This window comes from Pseudomonas sp. H3(2019) (genome assembly GCF_007713465.1).
GTDB lineage: Bacteria > Pseudomonadota > Gammaproteobacteria > Pseudomonadales > Pseudomonadaceae > Aquipseudomonas.
In genome coordinates this window covers 159,630-178,829 of sequence record NZ_VMSG01000008.1, presented here as the reverse complement: position 1 = coordinate 178,829, position 19,200 = coordinate 159,630, and the positions used below count along the sequence as shown (strand labels likewise).

Below are 19,200 nucleotides of genomic sequence, written 5' to 3'. Positions count from 1 at the left end.
GTTTAAACTGCCCGGGGGGATTAGCGGCAGGGTTGCCGGGATTTGATTTCTGGAGCTCGCCCGCCCCCTAACTATGTACCGCATTCCGCTCGCCACTTCCTGATTTGCTATGAGCTCTTTCAACGCTCAAGGAATGGCGCGATGTATTTGTCTGAAGGACAGCAACCGACAGTTTCAACCGACACAATCTTTTCGGAACACCCCGATAGCCACTACCAACACCTGCAAAATGCAATTCCCGAATGGCTGGGCAAGGCCTCGCCTGCCCGGCGCCAGGCGCTGCAGAACACTCAGCCGCAACTGCTGGCCCGGCTCCAGGCCGCACCGGCCGCGCAGCACCAGGAACTCAAGGCTCTTAACGCCGCACACTGGACCGCTCAAAGTGATGTCGACCAACGGCTGGAGCACTTGCAAGACGCCAGTGCCTTCGCCGAACCGTTGCTCAAAGAAGCGCTGAAAAACCGCTTCGGCCTGGAGCTGGACGTCAGGACAACCTTCCTGCGCCTGTACGTACCCGCGACGACGCCGTGGTTTCCGGTCAAGACCGGGGCTCGCGCCTGGACGGTGTCGCTGCTGGACGCCGCGCTGCATAACTTCGAAGAGAAAGAAACGCAAGACACTGCCTACGAAACCGATTCGACCTACATCACCCAGCCCTCTGCGACCGGGCAGTTCGACACACTGCCCTTGATCAAAGCCAAACTGAGCATCCCGGCCTTTACCAAACTGTGCCGAGAGCTGGATATCGGTGGCCAGTACAAAACCTATCTCGAAGACAACCTCGGTTTTTCCGATCCGGTCGCGGCGACGGTTCTGCGCCAGAAAATCGATGACAGTCAAAAAGCGGCAATACGGGCAGCGCTGCAAATGGCGCGGATGAACCGTGACATCTCGGAGAGTTACTTTCGCCTGATCGGCGGTTTGCTCGACGGGCTGCAAGGCTTGCGGGTCAACGGGCAGGCCGTGTTGTGTCATGACCTGACGATGATGTCCGCTCCGCTCACCGGCATCGTCGTGTTTGCCCCCGATCTGGATCAGGTTCAAAAAACCGCCAGAGTGGTGGCCTATGTGCCGGATGACCCCGAGCACCCGATCAAGGAATACGCCTCGGCGCTCGAGATGGTCATCGAACTGACCCGGCAGTTGCGTTCGAAGGATTACCAACAATTTTTCAGCCGGTTCGTGAACCACGAACATCGCGGTTTTTTCTTCGCCAGCCTCAATGAGCGCCTGGCAAAGGTGAAGTGGCACCCGCCCGTCGCGGGAAGCTCGGAGCCCACCTGGCGGGAAACGCCCCTCGACCGTCCCGATCTGCAAACGGCATTCATGCCGTTCAACGACAACCTGTGGCAGCACCTCTATCAGGCAAAACTCAACAAAATCCTTAATGACGCCCGGAGCATCGCCGTCCCGACGGCAGCCGTCGATCAGAAAGCCCGTTGGGCGTTCTGGGATTCGCTGGTCAACATAGCCTCGTCGATTCTCCAGACCGCGGCGTTCATCATCGCGCCGTTTGTGCCCGTGCTGGGTGAAGCAATGATGGCGTACATGGCCTACCAATTGCTCGACGAAGCCTTCGAAGGGATCATCGAGTGGGCGCAGGGCCGAACCACCGAAGCCTTCGAGCACTTCATGGGAACCGTGGAATCGCTGATCCAGCTGGGGACCTTTGCGATAGGCGGCGCCATTGGCGCGGGTGAGTTTCGCAAAATCTTGCCCAAAGAGATTGTCGCCTTTATCGACCGTTTCAAGCCCGTCGAGCTGCCCAATGGCCAAACCCGGTACTGGGAACCGGACCTCGCCCGCTATGAGCAGAAATCCATTCCGGGTGTGGATTCCAGGCCCGATGAACGGGGCCTGCATCAGCACCAGGGAAAACAACTGCTGCCCCTCGAAGACGCGCACTTTGCGCTGAGCGAAAGCCCGATCCCTGGCCAGTACCGGATTGAACACCCAACCCGCCCCGACGCTTATAAACCGCTGGTACGGCACAACGGCGACGGCGCCTGGCATACCGAGCTCGAGCAGCCGCTGGAGTGGGACAAACCCACGGCGTTGCGCCGGATCGGCCAATCGGTCGAATCCTTTTCCCCGGCCGAACGCGAGACGATTCTTCAGGTCAGCGGCTACAACGAAGACGCCCTGCGCAAAATGCATGTCGATCAGGAACCCCTTCCGCCGCTGCTGGCCGACAGCATCAAACGCTTCAAGATCGATCAGGATCTTCAACGCTTCGTCGATCAACTGGCTAGCGACTTGCCCGAGGATTATCTCAGCGCCGATCCGTTGATGCAGCTGCAACTCCTCGATGAACACGGCCAATGGCCGGCCAGCAAACGGCTGCGCTGGGTGGATCAACAAGGAGAAGTCGCCTGGCAGTCCTCCAGCGACGAAACCTTGCCGCTGATAGAGCTTCGTCAGGACCGCCTGATGGACGGCGACCTGCTCAAAACGCTGCTTCATTCGCTTGAGGACAGTGAAATCAAAGCACTGCTGGGAGAAAAGTTCGGTGGTCCGACGCCCGCGCTGCCTGTCCGCACCCAGACATTGAGAAAGCAACTCGCCCAACTCGCCTGGCAACAACGAACGGCAATGTTCGAATCGCGCTACCAAGCGCTCGAACGCATCGAAGATCCGTTGGCACAACCGATCACTCAACACGACCCTCAGTTGCCGGTCAGCATCACCCGGGAATTGCTCAACACCGCCACCGGGGATGAGCTGATACACATCAGCGAAGGGCAATTACCGCAGCGCCAACAAGATCTGATGCAACTGGCCAATCAGGAAGTGCGCGTCACCCGCGCCTATGAAGGGCTGGAGCTGGACTCCGTGAGCAACCCGGATTCCGACACGCTGGCATTGCATAGCCTCAAGCGCTTACCTGGCTGGAGCGGTGACGTACGGATCGAAATCCGCGAGCGGCGTTACGAAGGGCCCATGCTCGACAGCACCGGACGGGCCGATGCGCCGGTACAAAAAATCCTGGTGCGACAGACCGACGGCACCTATCAGCCTTACGACGACCGCGGCCTGGAACTGCATTCGGCGACCGACTTCTACGCCAGTGTTTTGTACGCCCTGCCGGACGCCGAACGCCAGGCCCTGAACCTCCAGATCGGCCAGACGCAGAAGCTGAAAAACGCGATCCGCGAGCAGCCCATGGAGCGCAGCGAGCTTCGGGTGGCGATTTCCAATCCGCCGGTTCAGGAGCCGGCCATTGATACGCTGCGTCTGTTGGGTGCTGACGGTTACCCACGAATCTTGCGTACTGTGCGCACCACGAACGAACGAACCTTCACCCTGGAAGAGAGGGTGCGAGAGATTTATCCGGGCCATTCCCCCGAGGAAGTCCAGGCGTTTATTTCCAGGTGGCAGAGCCACCCGGCAGGCGTGCGTGGCGAACTTTCCCGCCTGGGCCACGAATATGAGCGACTCGCCAATGACCTGCATGGCTGGGCGAACGACGTACCGCATAGCGACCCCGACAGTGGGCTCGCGCTCACACCGCTTCAGCGCCGAGCAGACTTGCGAAATCGCATGTTGCTCAAGGACGCTATCCAACGTTGCTGGCAACGGCAAACACGCGGACCGGCTGGTTATATGCTTGATCTACGGGAGCCGATACTGGGCGACCTCCCTCCCCTGAACGCCGACTTCAGTCATGTTTCCGCTCTGACGATCAGTGGCAGCACCAGCACCCATGCTCTCGAGCCTTTTTTACAGAACTTCCCCGGGTTGCTGTTCCTGGACGTTCAGAACTTCAACCTGCAGAACTTGCCTCAATCCATCACTTCACTGCCGACACTTCGACAACTGGTCGTGCGTAACTGCGGCATTACACTCTCCCCCGCCAACCAGCAGTTGCTCTCTTCCTTGACCGAGCTCTCCCTGCTGGATCTACAGGACAACCCGCTGGCAGTCGCGCCTGATATACAAGCCATGCGCTCGCTGACGCACCTCAATCTGGCCAATACGGGTATTTCCACGCCGCCAGCCGGCCTGTTGGATCATCTTCAATTCATAACCGGCAGATTCGATGGCAACCGGATTACCGAACTGCCCGACGCGCTCTTCACTTTATCCAGCAACTTCAGTGACGGATTGGATTTTGCAGACAACCCGCTGTCCGCAACCACTCGAGAGCGAGTAAAGACTCACTACAATCGAACCGGGAAACACTTCGGGGTTTTGGCCGAGCAGGCGGATATCGATCGGACAACAACCCTGTTTCCAGACCTGACCGCTCATCAAGCGACTAACCTGTTGTATCGCTTGCCCGGAACGTTGGCTCAAGGTCGAGTTCAACTCACGAACTGGGAGACCGAATATACCCAGTTGAACGACAACCTTACGCACTGGGCCAGAAACGTTCCTGAGCGCGCGCCCTCGACCGGCCAGCCTCTCAATATCAATGAACAGTTCAACGAACAGGACGCAAGAAGAACATTCGGGCAACAACTGGAACAGGCTTGGCGCAGCAGATTGAACGACCAGTTTGTCTCGACCCTGGAATTCATGGGGGACATGCCGGAACTGACTGCGGATTTCAGCCATGTTTCCAGCCTGACCCTGACTGGCAACACCAGCATTTCTGCAACCACCCCATTCCTGCAGCGCTTCACGGGGTTGCGACGCCTGGATCTGCGTGACTTTGCTCTGGATCAAGTGCCCCAGGCGATCACCAGCATGCCGCAGCTCAACGCATTGGTACTGGACGATTGCAGCGTAGTGCTGACACCTGAAGGTCAGACAGCGCTTTCCTCACTGAACAACCTTGACACGCTGGAACTGATCGACAATCCATTGGGTACGGCACCCGACGTAACGACTCTGCCCAGGTTGACGTACATCAATCTGTCCAATGCCGGCATTTCCAATGTTCCCGCCGGTCTGGTGGACCATCCAAACCTGAGTACCGCCATCTTCAATGGCAACCTGATTACCGAACTGCCCGACGCCTTCTTTGATCTTCCCGGCCATCGCAGTGACGGGTTTGATTTTTCGGACAATCCGTTATCGACAGCAACCCGAGACCGGATAAAAACCTATTTCCGTGAAACCGGGCAAGACTTCGGAGTTTGGGCCGACAAAGCTGATATCGACTTGGCCAAAGAGCTGTTTCCAGCCCTGGACTCGCAAGACGCCAGTGATGTGATCTATGACTTGCCCGGAACACTGGAAGATAGCCGGCTCCAACTCGGACGCTGGAGAACGGAGATCACGCAGCTGTCCGGCGACCTGACGATATGGGAACGCCAGGTTCCTGATCGGCACCCTGTCACCGGTCAATTGCTCAACGCCGAGCAGATGTACGCCGAGCACGTCTCCAGGGCAGAGTTCAAACAACAATTGGAACAGTTCTGGCGTCGTCGACCAGAAGTTTCCCGGATGCGCGACGACCACCTGATAGCCAATCTGACTTTCTCCGGTGACATGCCGCTGATGACCGCGGACTTCAGCCATGTTTCAAGCCTGGAACTCAGGGGCAACAACGCGATCCGCGCAACCGGCCCGTTCCTCGAACTCTTCCCGAATTTGCACAGTCTGGAAATGCATCACTTCACGCTGGATCAAGTGCCCCAGGCCATCACCCGCATGCCGGCCCTCAAGGAGCTGACATTGGCCCATTGCCGCGTGACACTCACGCCCCAAAGCCAGGCCGCACTTTCATCTCTGGGCCGGCTTGAAGCTCTGAATCTGAGTGACAACCCACTGGCGATCGCACCCGACATAGAGGCCATGCCGGAACTGAACGACATTCGACTGTCCAACACCGGTATTGCCAGCCTGCCAAACGGTCTCACCAGCCGTCAGTATCTAAGAACCGCGATTCTCAATGGCAACCAGATAACCGATCTGCCCGACGCCTTCTTTGATCTTGACCTCGATCTCGCCGATGGGACTAATCTCGCCAATAACCCGTTGTCGTCAATCAGCCGAGACCGAATCAAGGCCTACTACGCTAAAAACGGAAATGACTTCGCTGTACTGGCAGAACAGGCCGATATCGATCGCGCACGCGCACTGTTTTCTGGCCTGGATACCGAAGGCGCAAGCCATGTCATCTATAAACTGCCCGGAACACTGGAAGACGGCCGCACTCAGCTCACGTACTGGGAAACGGAAATTGCTCAGCTCACCAGCGACCTCAGCGTCTGGGTCGATGACATTCCAGCGCATAACCCCTCGACCGGCGATCCTTTGAGCCCCCTCGACAAGAGCGCAGAGCGCATCGCGAGAAACGAGTTCCGCCAGAGACTGGAGCTATTCTGGCGCCAAAGGTTGGTAGAGCAGCCAGAACTCAGGGCCGACTCGCTCATAGCGGACCTGGCCTTTATCGGTGATATGCCAGAGCTGACAGCAGACTTCAGCCATGTCTCGGCACTGGCCTTCAACGGCAGCAAGGCCTTGGGTGTCTCTTCCCGCTTCCTTGAGTGCTTTACCGGTCTAGAACACCTGGAAATGCGCAATTTCGCCCTGGGTCGCGTACCTCAGGCGATTACCGGCATGCCATCACTCGAGAATCTGGTATTGAGCAATTGTGGCGTGGTATTCGAGGCCGAGGCGCAGACAGCACTTTCCTCGCTACCCCGCCTGGAAATGCTGGACCTGTTCAATAATCCACTGGGCCATGTCCCGGATGTAGCGGCCCTGCCAACGCTGACCTTTATCGACCTCTCCAGCACTGGCATTGAGCGTGTTCCAGTCGGTCTGTCGAGTCATCCTCGACTTCAAACCGCCATCTTGAGCGGCAACCGGATAACTGAATTCCCACGCGAGATCTACAACCTGTCCGCCGAGGTCGGCGATGGATTTGATTTCGGCAACAATCCACTCTCAACAACGACCCTGGAGCAGATAAAAGCCTACTACCAGCGAACCGGAAAAGACTTTGGAGTATTGGCCAACCAGGCCGATATTGACCAAGTAACAGCGCTATACCCAAGTTTCAGCGACGAACAAGCAAGCGAATTCATCTATCGCCTGCCCGGCACACTGGCCGATGGACGCATCGAATTGGCACACAAACACACCGAACTCGCCGACTTGAGCCGCGACCTTACCGTGTGGATGACCGATATCCCCAACGACCCCGTCACCGGTGAACCGCTGAATGCCGAAGACCTGCTGCAAGAGCAATACAAAAGAATGAAGTTCAAGGAAAGCCTGGAGCGGTGCTGGCGTCAAATACCGACAGAGGGCGTGTCCTTTGACGAGTTCGGCTTCACCTCCAACCTGTCGATCATAGGCGACCTGCCTGTGCTGACAGCCGACTTCGGGCATGTCCGCGAACTCTACCTGACAAGCACAGGGAACATTGCCCCCAAGGCAAGTCGGTTCCTGGATTATTTCCCCAAGCTGGAAAGCCTTGCTGTCCAGGGTTATCAGCTGGAGAACATTCCCGACGCAGTCTTCGCAATGCGCAGCTTGACGGCGCTAAGCCTGCCAGAGTGCAACATCACCCTGACCCGGCAAACCCTGGATGCACTAGCCGGTATGGAAAACCTCGACAGCCTGAATCTCAGAGACAACTTGCTAGGCCTGACGCCCGACCTGAGCAACATGACGAGATTGCATTCGCTGGATCTGAGCAATTCCGGGCTCACCGAAGCGCCGAAGGGATTGTTCAACAGCGCCAGCTTGATTCACGCTGATCTGTCCAATAACGCAATCACCGAAATGCCGATCGAGTTGATGGAGGCCGACCCCGATATCACGGCCAATTTCGACTTCAGGAATAATCCACTCTCCCCGGAAAGCCTGCAGCGCGTTGCGGCTTACTACTATCAAACGGGAAACACATTGAACATCACCGGAGTGGCCGGAATGCCACGCCCTACCGACCTTGCGCCGGACGTTGAATTGGAAAGTTGAACGATTACTTGAACCTATAAGGCCATGGGAGCACTTCCCATGGCCGTCTCAGGCAACGACTAGCCGCGCTCTGAAGGCGCCGACGACAATTCAAACGGACTGCTGCTGCGCCGCTGGTTGCGATCTTCCCGCGGCGTGGCGCCGAAGAAGTTGCGGTAGGCGCTGGAGAAGTGCGGCCCCGAGGAGAAACCACACGACAGGCCGATCTGGATGATCGACTTGCTGGTTTGCATCAACATCTGCCGGGCCTTGTTCAGGCGCAGCTCCAGGTAGTACTGGCTCGGCACACGGTTGAGGTACTGCTTGAAGATCCGCTCCAACTGCCGACGGGACACGCACACATGCTGGGCGATTTCGTCGGTGGTCAGCGGTTCTTCGATGTTGGCTTCCATCAGCAACACGGCTTGCGTGAGCTTTGGATGGCTGGAGCCGAGGCGATTCTGCAACGGAATGCGCTGACGCTCTCCGCCCTCACGAATGCGTTCGACCACCAGTTCTTCAGACACCGCACCGGCCAGTTCAGCGCCGTGATCACGGGCCAGCACCGCCAGCAACAGATCGAGCACCGACATCCCGCCGCATGCGGTCAGGCGATCGCGATCCCAATCGAACAGATGACTGGTGGCAATAACCTTGGGGAAACGCTCGGCGAAATCGTCCTGCCAACGCCAGTGCACCGCCGCACGATAACCATCGAGCAAACCGAGCTGGGCCAGCGGATAAACACCGGCCGACAAACCGCCAATCACACAACCGGCACGCACCAGTTGCTTGAGTGCGCTGCTGAGCGCCGGTGCCAACGCCGTCGGCGGCTCATCGGCCAGCAGAAACAGTTTCTGGAAATTTTCCAGCTTGCCGGTCCACGGCTCGCCCGGCAATTGCCAGGCCCCTTCGGCCGGCATTTCGGCCTGCAGGAACGAGAGTTCGTAAACAACTTCCGGATGCACCCGCTGAGCAACACGCAAGGCCTCCTCGGCCAGCGCCAGCGTCAAGGCTTTAGTGCTGGGCCAAATCAGGAAACCAATTCGATGGGCAGTCATGGCGGGCAATCCGAAACGAAAACAGTGTTAAAGCCGAAGGCGGCTGCAACCAAATTAGACCATCTGGCGCGCGGTGCGCAGCATGACCTAATTGGGTGCGTAACGGGAGCGATTACTTCAGGCTGCCCGAGAGGAATTGTTGCAGACGTTCGGACTGTGGATTGACCAGCACTTCACGCGGGTTGCCGCTTTCTTCAACCACGCCTTTGTGCAGGAACACCAACTGGTTCGACACTTCACGGGCAAAGCCCATTTCGTGCGTGACCACGACCATGGTCCGGCCTTCCTGGGCCAGCGCCTGCATCACTTTCAACACGTCGCCCACCAGCTCGGGGTCGAGTGCCGAGGTTGGCTCGTCGAACAGCATCACCTCAGGTTCCATCGCCAACGCACGGGCAATCGCCACACGCTGCTGCTCACCACCGGACATATGGCCAGGGTAAGCATCCTTGCGATGGGACACGCCAACCTTGGCCAGATACAGCTCGGCCTTTTCACGGGCTTCGGCCTTGGACATGCCAAGCACATGGACCGGCGCCTCCATGATGTTTTCCATCGCGGTCATGTGCGACCACAGATTGAAATGCTGGAACACCATCGACAGCCGCGAACGCATGCGTTGCAGTTGTTTCGGGTCGGCGGCTTTCAGCGCACCGTCCTTGTTCGCCACCAGCTTCAGCTCTTCGTTGTTGAGCAGAATCTTGCCGGCGTGCGGTTGCTCAAGCAGGTTGATGCAACGCAGGAAAGTACTTTTACCGGAGCCACTGGAACCGATGATGCTGATCACATCGCCGGCTGCCGCTTTCAGGGACACGCCCTTGAGCACTTCGTGACTGCCATAGCGTTTATGCAGGTCTTGGACTTCAAGTTTGTACATGCTGTCGGTTCTCACAAAAACAGTCAGTCAGTGGTTTCAGTGCTTGCGCGGGGCCAGATAGCCCAGCCAGCGGTGCTCGGCCATCTTGAACAGACGCACCAGAATGAACGTCATGCACAGGTAGAACACGCCTGCGGTGATGTAGGCCTCGAACGGCAAGTAGTACTGAGCGTTCACGGTACGCGCGGCACCGGTGATGTCGATCAGGGTCACGATGGACGCCAGACTGGTGGTCTGCAGCATCATGATCACTTCGTTGCTGTACTGCGGCAGCGCCCGGCGCAGGGCCGACGGCAGCAGGATGCGCTTGTACATCTTGAAGCGCGACATGCCCATGGCCTTGGCCGCTTCGATCTCACCGTTCGGCGTGGCCCGCAGGCTGCCGGCGATGATTTCAGCGGTGTAGGCGCTGGTGTTGATCGCGAAGGCCAGGCACGCACAGAACGTTGCGCTGGACAGCCACGGCCAAAGGAAGCTTTCACGTACCGCTTCGAATTGCGCCAGACCGTAGTAGATCAAGAACAGCTGCACCAGCATCGGCGTGCCGCGGATCACGTAGGTGTAGAGCCAGGCCGACATGTTGACGATCGGCTGCTTGGAAACCCGCATCAAGCCCAGCGGCAAGGCGGCCAGCAAACCGAACAGCAGCGACAGCGCGAGCAGTTTCAGGGTGGTGACCAGGCCGCCGAAGTACAGCGGCAAGGCCTCCCAAATGACGTTGTAGTCGAAGATCATAGATCAGCCGCCCTTACGCCTACCGAGTAGCGCTTCTCAAGGTGACGCAATGCCAGCAACGAGACACTGGTGATCACCAGGTACATCGCGGCCACTGCGAGGAAGAAGGTGAAAGGCTCGCGGGTGGCATCTGCCGCCTGCTTGGCCTTGAACATCATGTCTTGCAGACCGACCACCGAAATCAGCGCAGTCGCCTTGGTCAATACCAGCCAGTTATTGGTAAAGCCCGGAATCGCCAGGCGAATCATCTGCGGCACCAATACCCGGAAAAACACCTGAAAACTGCTCATGCCGTAGGCCGCACCGGCTTCTGCCTGGCCTTTCGGGATCGCCATGAAGGCCCCACGGAAGGTTTCCGACAGGTACGCACCGAAGATGAAACCCAGGGTGCCGATACCGGCGACCAACGGGTTCAGGTCGATGTAGTCGTCATAGCCGAGCAATGGCGCAACACGGTTGAGCAAGTCCTGACCGCCGTAGAAAATCAGCAGGATCAGTACCAGATCGGGAATCCCGCGGATCACCGTGGAATACAGATCGCCCAACCAGGCCAGCCAGCGTACCGGCGACAGGCGCAATGCGACCCCGATCAGACCCAGAACAATGGCCAAGGCCATGGACGACAAGGCGAGCTGAAGCGTCAGCCATGCGCCATCGAGGATGACAGCCCCGTAGCCTTTCAACATGATTCAGGTCCTCGAAAGTTGGGATGAAAAAATGGCGCAAACCTCAGAGATCCTGTTGCTTGCGCCATTTCGGACTGACAGCTGCGACTATTTACTTACCGTAAATATCGAAGTTGAAGTACTTGTCCTGGATTTGCTTGTACTTGCCATTCGCACGAATGGCGACGATGGCGGCGTTGATCTTGTCCAGCTCAGCCTTGTCGCCTTTACGCACGGCAATACCAATACCGTCGCCGAAGTATTTCTCGTCGGTGAAGGCCGGGCCGACAAACGCGAAGCCCTTGCCCGAGTCGGTTTTCAGGAAACCGTCATCCAGCAGGGTAGCGTCGGCCACGGTGCCATCGAGGCGACCGGCAGCCACGTCCAGGTAGATTTCGTTCTGCGAGCCGTACGGCTTGATTTCAGCACCCAACGGCTTCAGGACTTCTTCGGCGAAACGGTTGTGGATCGAACCGCGTTGCACGCCGATTTTCTTGCCCTTGAGTTCGGCCAGGTTGTCGCTGACCTGCGTACCGGCCTTCATCACCAGACGTGCCGGGGTGTTGTAGTACTTGTTGGTGAAGTCCACGGACTTCTTGCGGTCGTCAGTGATCGACATGGACGACAGGATCGCGTCGATCTTGCGCACTTTGAGTGCCGGGATCAGACCGTCGAACTCTTGCTCGACCCAAACGCACTTGACCTTCATCTCTTCGCACAGGGCGTTGCCGATGTCGTAGTCGAAACCGACGATGCTGCCGTCCGGTGCTTTGGATGCGAACGGAGGGTAAGCCGCCTCGATACCAATTTTCAGAGGCTTTTCATCGGCGAACGTCGGCAGGGACAGCACGGACAGTGCCAGGGCGCCAAGAAGCACGAGTTTCTTCATCTTAGGACTCCATCGGTATAGGGCGAAAACGGCAGAGTGAGCGACAGCCCAATATGCGAATGGGTGGAAATTGAAAGCTGCGCTGCGTCGCAGGATTGTTGCGTTGAATTCAGCTTTGATTTCAACGCAGGCAACGGCGAGCGAGTGATCGGCATTCTAACGACAGGCCCGAAGCCGATATTTCTTCAATGCGACAACAAATTACAGAAGCACTGAGAAACCCGACCAAGCACATTGACAGCCCTGCAAATTCATGCAGAAGCAAAAGACAGTGAACCGATCTATGTTGCAAATTGCGGGCCTATTATTCGCAAACCCTTCTAATCCGGCAAGCGCAGCGTTGTGTCTTATTCTTCAGGTAGCCAGAAGAGGCCCTAAAACGGGGCTTTGCGTTTCCCAATGCCTCGAAAGCGGGCGAGCGGTTACACATTTAGTTACTTGAAGGGCAGCGGGTAACAGTGGGAAAGCGCCTACAGGTGAAACCGATAAATATTGGCTCCCCCTCTCCCACTGATCGTTCCCACGCGGAGCGTGGGAACGAGCACAAACAAAAAAACCCGCCAGGCTCAACACCGGGCGGGGCTTTCGACGACACGAGAACGGCTGTTACGCGACGTTCATGGTCTTGTGCGTATCAATCAAATGCTGCACCACACTTGGGTCTGCCAGGGTGGAGATATCACCCAACCCGTCATACTCAGCCGTAGCAATCTTACGCAGGATACGGCGCATGATTTTCCCCGAACGGGTTTTCGGCAAGCCTGGCGCCCACTGAATCACATCCGGCGAGGCAATCGGACCGATCTCTTTGCGCACCCAGTTTTTCAGCTCCAGGCGCAGTGCTTCGCTCGGCTCTTCGCCGCCGTTGAGGGTGACGTAGACATAAATGCCCTGCCCTTTAATGTCATGCGGCACACCAACCACCGCCGCTTCGGCGACTTTCGGGTGCGCAACCATCGCGCTTTCGATCTCGGCAGTCCCCATGCGGTGACCGGAAACGTTGAGCACGTCATCCACACGCCCAGTGATCCACCAGTAGCCGTCCGCATCGCGACGCGCGCCGTCACCGGTGAAGTACATGCCACGGAAGGTCTTGAAGTAGGTGTCGACGAAGCGGTCGTGATCGCCATACAGCGTACGCGCCTGACCTGGCCAAGAATCGAGAATCACCAGATTACCCTCGGCAACGCCTTCGATGATGTTGCCCAGATTGTCCACCAACGCCGGCACCACACCAAAGAACGGCCGCGCCGCCGAGCCTGGCTTGAGCGCGTGAGCGCCCGGCAGCGGACTCATCAGGGTTGCGCCGGTTTCGGTCTGCCACCAGGTATCGACGATCGGGCAACGGGATTGGCCGACGTTCTTGTAGTACCAGTCCCACGCTTCCGGGTTAATCGGCTCACCGACCGAACCCAGCAGACGCAGGCTGCTGCCATCGGCACCTTCAACAGCCGCGGTGCCCTGCGCCATCATGGCGCGGATTGCGGTTGGCGCGGTGTAGAGGATGTTGACCTTGTGCTTGTCGACGATCTTCGCCACCCGGGTAATGTCCGGGTAGTTCGGCACGCCCTCGAACAGCAAAGTGGTCGCACCGTTGGCCAGCGGGCCATAGACAATATAAGTGTGGCCGGTGACCCAGCCGACGTCGGCGGTGCACCAGTAGATTTCGCCCGGACGGTAGTCGAACACGCGCTCGTGGGTCAGCGCGGCGTACAACAGATAACCGCCAGTGGTGTGCTGCACGCCCTTCGGCTTGCCGGTGGAGCCCGAGGTATACAGGATGAACAGCGCTTCTTCAGCGCCCATCTCTTTCGGTGCACACACAGTGCCCGCGACTTTCATCAGGTCTTCGTACCAGATGTCGCGATGCTGGTTCCACTTGATGTTGCCACCGGTGCGCTTGCACACAATGACCTTCTGGATGCTGCTGGTTTCCGGGTTGGTCAGCGCGTCATCGACGTTGGCCTTGAGCGAGATCTTTTTGCCGGCACGCAGGCCTTCGTCAGCAGTGATCACCACTTTCGATTTGCAGTCGATGATTCGACCGGCCAGGGCTTCCGGCGAGAAGCCGCCGAACACCACCGAGTGAATCGCACCGATCCGGGTACAGGCCAGCATGGCGACCACGGCTTCGGGGATCATCGGCATATAGATAGTCACCACGTCGCCGCGATGCACATCCTGGCCGCGCAAGGCGTTGGCAAACTTGCAGACTTGTTCGTGCAGCTCGCGGTAGGTGATGTTGCGGCTCTCGGCCGGGTCATCGCCCTCCCAGATGATCGCGATCTGATCGCCACGCTCGGCGAGATGGCGGTCCAGGCAGTTGTAGGAAACGTTCAGGGTGCCATCGGCGAACCACTTGATATCGACATGGTGATCGTCGAAAGAGGTCTGTTTCACCGTGGTGAAAGGCTTGATCCAGTCGAGGCGCTTGGCTTGCTCGCGCCAGAAACCGTCCGGGTTGACGACCGACTGCTGGTACATGGCCTTGTAGGTCGCCTCGTCAGTCAGCGTGTTGGCCGCAACCTCGGGACGAACGGGATACAGAGAAGCCGCACTCATCTTTCTTACCTCGGTGGAATAGTTGTTTTTGTATGGCCCCGTTGTAGCCCGAGGCGGGCCTATAGAACCATTCGACGATGGTAGTAACAAGCCCCTACTAAACGTCGTGCTTACCGAGCGAACCGCTCAGACACCGCGGTTTCATTGGCTTTCAGCTATTTCGAGAAGGCCGACCCTGAAGCATACGAGGTCGTTTTTAAGGGATTGTTACAGGATATGCCAAAAGTCTTTATCAAAAGCACACCTATATGCGTGCAACTCGGGCGCCTAAAATCAGCCTCGCCAACACGGCAAACGTGATTAACCCAGTTGCAGCCCCCACGAAGGCAGTTAATCCAACACTGAGTCATCAAGTTCCACACGCAACCCCAAAAAGGTTGCGTGACCCCACTCGACCTTAGAAAGGTAAAATTGAAATGAAAGCTTTATTGGTTCTGGCCCTCAGCAGTCTGTGCGCAACCGCCATGGCAGACGAGATCCCGACTGATGTCGCCAACAACATCGTACCGGTAGAGGAATACACTTACTCGACTCACCTGGACATCGCCAAAGTTATCTCCATGAGCGAAGTTCCAAGCGTTTGCGAAGTGGTACCGGCCCGCATGGAATATGAAGACTCGAAGGGTCAACGGCATATTCTGCGCTACAGCGTAATGGGTAACGGCTGCTCTAACGGCTGATCATCAACGCTGAGGTTTGGCTGATTGCCGAACCCGACATCACCGCCCGACCCTCGTCGGGCGTCGTTGTGCCTGAAGACACAGAAACCCGGAGCAAAACACTACATGTAGTGTGAAAAGCCATTTTTGGTTGTTTTTTGAACAGATCATCTGATCAACAATTGCCAGCCGAAACTGCACACAATCGCGCCCCGAAAAACACCCCATCTCCCCTGTAAGTCCCATCCCATCGGGCTTGCGGCGTTTTGACAGCAAACACCGACGTCATCAGCGCTGGCGAGTCGCCAAAAACCGGCAAAAAAAATCTTCATCGGCCAAAGCCCTGTAAACCCTTGCTCCGCCTTGATTACGCGCCCTGCCGAGGGTTCTCTGAGCCACTTCGTCGCACCACAAGCGTGAAAAAACACCTATAATGCGCCCGTAAATCGGGCCTGCAACATCCCCTTACAGGAGGATGCAGGACGCTGAGGCCACCGCAGGAGCTGACGACGTTATCTCCGCCCTTAGCGACTTCAGGACACCCGTACACATTTCTGTTTTTTGCCTGCGTATTGCTGCAACAAACGATTCCTTTTAGAGACAACGCGGCCACCGAGCCGTGTGAAAAACCGACCATCAGTGTTTTCACACGGGCGACTGGCCCTCACGCAGGAGACGACACGTCATGCTGAGCTGGGACGAATTCGACAAAGAAGACGGCGAAGTTGTCGCCAAAGGCGCCAATGCTGGCCACGCTACTGAAGCCAACATGGACCGCCTCGACAGCGCCGGTGGTGCCGCAGCGCTTGAAGCGCGCGCCGTCACCGCCACCGACTCGGCTGCGATCATCCGCGCCAAGGCCGCCCTCGACAAACTCGACGTCGCCGAAGGCCTGGCCGAACTCGAAGGCGCTTCCGCCCGCGTTGCGGTCGACGAAAAGCGCATGATCAACTGCCGCGCCGACCTTAACCAACTCGTCCCGTTCAAATACGACTGGGCCTGGCAGAAGTACCTGGACGGCTGCGCAAACCACTGGATGCCGCAAGAAGTCAACATGACCGCCGACATCGCCCTCTGGAAAAACCCGGAAGGCCTGACCGACGACGAGCGCCGCATCGTGATGCGCAACCTCGGCTTCTTCTCCACCGCCGACTCCCTGGTTGCCAACAACCTGGTACTGGCCGTGTACCGCCTGATCACCAACCCGGAATGCCGCCAGTACATCCTGCGCCAGGCGTTCGAAGAGGCGATCCACACCCACGCCTACCAGTACTGCATCGAATCGTTGGCCATGGATGAAGGCGAGATCTTCAACATGTACCACGAGATCCCATCGGTCGCTAAAAAAGCCACCTGGGGCCTGAAGTACACCCGTTCGATCTCCGATCCGAAGTTCGAAACCGGCACCGTCGAAACCGACAAAGAACTGCTGCGCAACCTGATCGCCTACTACTGCGTACTGGAAGGCATCTTCTTCTACTGCGGCTTCACCCAGATCCTCTCCATGGGCCGCCGCAACAAAATGACCGGCGTCGCCGAGCAGTTCCAGTACATCCTGCGCGACGAATCCATGCACCTGAACTTCGGCATCGACGTGATCAACCAGATCAAAATCGAAAACCCACACCTGTGGGATGCTGAAATGAAGGAAGAAGCGACCCAGATGATTCTGCAGGGCACTCAGCTGGAGATCGAATACGCTCGTGACACCATGCCTCGCGGCGTGCTGGGCATGAACGCGGCGATGATGGAGGACTACCTGAAGTTCATCGCTAACCGTCGTTTGTCGCAGATCGGTTTGAAAGAAGAGTATCCGGGGACGACTAACCCGTTCCCTTGGATGAGCGAGATTATGGACTTGAAGAAAGAGAAGAATTTCTTTGAGACTCGGGTTATTGAGTATCAGACGGGTGGGGCTTTGAGCTGGGATTGATTTCTGGCTTGAGATGCTTGCTTGAAAAAGGTCGCCGAATGGCGGCCTTTTGTTTTTTTGAAGCTGGACGGTTCGTCTTAGAACACCTTTCCTTCCGAGTGTGAGTTTCAAGAGACTGAAGTACCTCCAGACACGAACCTCTCCCTGCGCCCTACAAGCAATCTCCTACAAGCAATCTCCTACAACAATCAGCGAAACAATCACCTACCCGCCCACCTGAACCACCACTACTCTACTGGAAGGTGCCTAAGAAACGCCCAACGTAGCGACTACCTCTCCCCCATAATGCCAACCGGACTTTTGATGTGTCCTCTTGGTTTTGTGAGATGCGGTGTAGTCTGTTGGGGTTATTTACATCCTCTACGTTGGGCCAACCCAAATGCTAGTAGAGGCTATGTAAATGACTTTTCTATCCGCCTACAAATGGCTAAACCCTCAGGTGATCAAGCATGATTGATGACCACTTCGAAGCGATACTCTTCATCCGCCACCACCGTCATCTACATGCTATCTGGCTGGAATCTCAAGCTTGGTTCTGCGCTCGCGACTTTGGCCGTTTACTTGGGAGATACCTCGATGAACGAGCAGTACGCAAACTCGATCCGGATCAAAAGCGCATGCTCTGGCTTCGCCGCTATGGCGAAAATCACGGATCACTCATGATCAGTGAATCTGGTGCTTATGCACTACTTATCCATCACCATTTCCCTGAAAACCGCAACCTGCGGCAATGGCTAACCCATGAAGTGGTGGCAGTACTGCGTGATGCACACCAACCCGTAAATATGACGCTGCCGAATGTGAGCTTGCTGAAGTGGCCCGGACTGTCGCTTAGCCTGCTGCATTGGCATAACGAACCTTGGGTCAGGCTGCGAGACCTGCCGCAGGTCATGTCTGATCCAGAGCTATCTGAATATAGGAGAACACCAAAGCGAAAACGCTCTTGGTGGCAGATCGCAACTCGATTTATCCAGGTGAACTGAGGCTGGAAACCGTTAACGTGTGAGGCGTGTATCCGGCAAGATTTGCCTCACATCATCTAACTACCTTAGGTCAAATCGTCGAAAACCCACCGACCATGGAGCATGCTTTTCAGTTGCTCGACGCTCAGCAGTGTATCCGGCCTCTTATGGACAACCGCGTGGCAGTTTGCGCAGAGTGTAATCAGGTCCGTCGCTGGATCGACTGACTGATCCTCCTCATATTCGGAAATGGGCTTCACATGGTGCACATGGATAAAGCCTTTTGCATGCTCGCCATATGCCTTCTCGAAATCAAAACCACAGGCTTTGCATCTGAGCCCATGAATAGCTATTGCCTGACGCCGAAGCTTTGGACAGCGCTCATACTTCACACCGAAATATGTGATTTTTTTCCCTTCAATACCGACGGTCCTAGTCTCAAAATCCTGCGCACCATCAGTTAGGCTGGAATCGTCGACCTGATCCGACTTCAGTACCGCAAGGGCGTGGATGCTGTCAAATACGGTTTGATCAATTGCCCGGACACCGTTACGCCAGTAATTATCTTTGAGTTTTGGAGGAATCGGCTCAAGGTATACCCCATCAACTTTATTCGGAACTGCAGATTCAAAGGGTTTAAAGCCCTCAATGACTGCAAACAAGTCACCTTTTGTGCTGTTCTTGTCTGCATGCACCCTCCCTATTCGAGCAACACCAAAATAATGAGGGTTGGCGCTCAGGCGCTGATCCGAAAAAGCCTTGTTTCTCATTTTTCCTTTGTAATACAGCACCGCGGTTCCTTCGGTAAGAATCGCCCTGTACTGCTTCGGGAAGTGGTAAAGCGCCCCTGTTTGATCGGCCCACTTCGACTCATCATTTTCGACAATGACAGCTGGCATCCATTCATCCTCTTAGCAGAGGATGAAGCCTACCAAATTAAGAGAAAACTCCTACACGATCAGCGAAAGATTTCTACGACGCTCGATCAGTAAATGAGAGA

Annotated in this window: 11 protein-coding genes; 4 read left to right on the top strand and 7 right to left on the bottom strand. The window is 56.7% G+C overall.

The window, feature by feature from the left end; all coding sequences use genetic code 11:
* Positions 1-141: 141 nt before the first annotated feature.
* Positions 142-7,878: a dermonecrotic toxin domain-containing protein gene (locus FPT12_RS10800; RefSeq protein ID WP_145016254.1), complete on the top strand. Its 7,737-nt coding sequence runs from the start codon at positions 142-144 to the stop codon at positions 7,876-7,878.
* A gap of 59 nt (positions 7,879-7,937) precedes the next feature.
* Here the strand turns inward: FPT12_RS10800 and argR are convergent, their stop codons facing one another.
* The 6 genes from argR to acs form a co-directional block, all read right to left on the bottom strand.
* On the bottom strand, positions 7,938-8,918 hold the full coding sequence (gene argR / locus FPT12_RS10795) for a transcriptional regulator ArgR (protein ID WP_145016253.1): 981 nt from the start codon (positions 8,916-8,918) through the stop codon (positions 7,938-7,940).
* A gap of 112 nt (positions 8,919-9,030) precedes the next feature.
* On the bottom strand, positions 9,031-9,795 hold the full coding sequence (locus tag FPT12_RS10790) for an ABC transporter ATP-binding protein (RefSeq protein WP_019693166.1): 765 nt from the start codon (positions 9,793-9,795) through the stop codon (positions 9,031-9,033).
* Between the two features lie 36 nt (positions 9,796-9,831).
* Positions 9,832-10,530 carry an ABC transporter permease gene (locus FPT12_RS10785; RefSeq protein ID WP_019693167.1) on the bottom strand — a complete coding sequence of 233 codons (699 nt, stop codon included), beginning with the start codon at positions 10,528-10,530 and terminating at the stop codon, positions 9,832-9,834.
* Complete coding sequence (locus FPT12_RS10780; protein ID WP_145016252.1) at positions 10,527-11,216, bottom strand: ABC transporter permease; 690 nt, start codon at positions 11,214-11,216, stop codon at positions 10,527-10,529. Before FPT12_RS10780 ends, FPT12_RS10785 begins: the two co-directional genes overlap by 4 nt.
* Positions 11,217-11,307: 91 nt before the next feature.
* Positions 11,308-12,084, bottom strand: coding sequence for an ABC transporter substrate-binding protein (locus tag FPT12_RS10775; protein WP_054593623.1), 777 nt, complete (start codon positions 12,082-12,084; stop codon positions 11,308-11,310).
* 606 nt (positions 12,085-12,690) lie between these two features.
* Positions 12,691-14,646, bottom strand: coding sequence for an acetate--CoA ligase (acs, locus tag FPT12_RS10770; RefSeq protein WP_145016251.1), 1,956 nt, complete (start codon positions 14,644-14,646; stop codon positions 12,691-12,693).
* A gap of 416 nt (positions 14,647-15,062) precedes the next feature.
* Between acs and FPT12_RS10765 the strand changes: the two genes are divergently transcribed.
* The 3 genes from FPT12_RS10765 to FPT12_RS10755 all read left to right on the top strand — a co-directional run bounded on the left by FPT12_RS10765 (position 15,063) and on the right by FPT12_RS10755 (position 18,221).
* The gene (locus FPT12_RS10765; RefSeq protein WP_145016250.1) at positions 15,063-15,326 is read left to right on the top strand and encodes a DUF2790 domain-containing protein; all 264 of its coding nucleotides are present in this window, start codon (positions 15,063-15,065) and stop codon (positions 15,324-15,326) included.
* 664 nt (positions 15,327-15,990) lie between these two features.
* Positions 15,991-17,238: a ribonucleotide-diphosphate reductase subunit beta gene (locus FPT12_RS10760; protein WP_019693172.1), complete on the top strand. Its 1,248-nt coding sequence runs from the start codon at positions 15,991-15,993 to the stop codon at positions 17,236-17,238.
* Between the two features lie 449 nt (positions 17,239-17,687).
* On the top strand, positions 17,688-18,221 hold the full coding sequence (locus FPT12_RS10755; RefSeq protein ID WP_145016249.1) for a Bro-N domain-containing protein: 534 nt from the start codon (positions 17,688-17,690) through the stop codon (positions 18,219-18,221).
* Positions 18,222-18,286: 65 nt separating this feature from the next.
* Here FPT12_RS10755 and FPT12_RS10750 read toward each other — a convergent pair whose 3' ends face one another.
* The gene (locus FPT12_RS10750; RefSeq protein ID WP_145016248.1) at positions 18,287-19,099 is read right to left on the bottom strand and encodes an HNH endonuclease; all 813 of its coding nucleotides are present in this window, start codon (positions 19,097-19,099) and stop codon (positions 18,287-18,289) included.
* Positions 19,100-19,200: the final 101 nt, after the last annotated feature.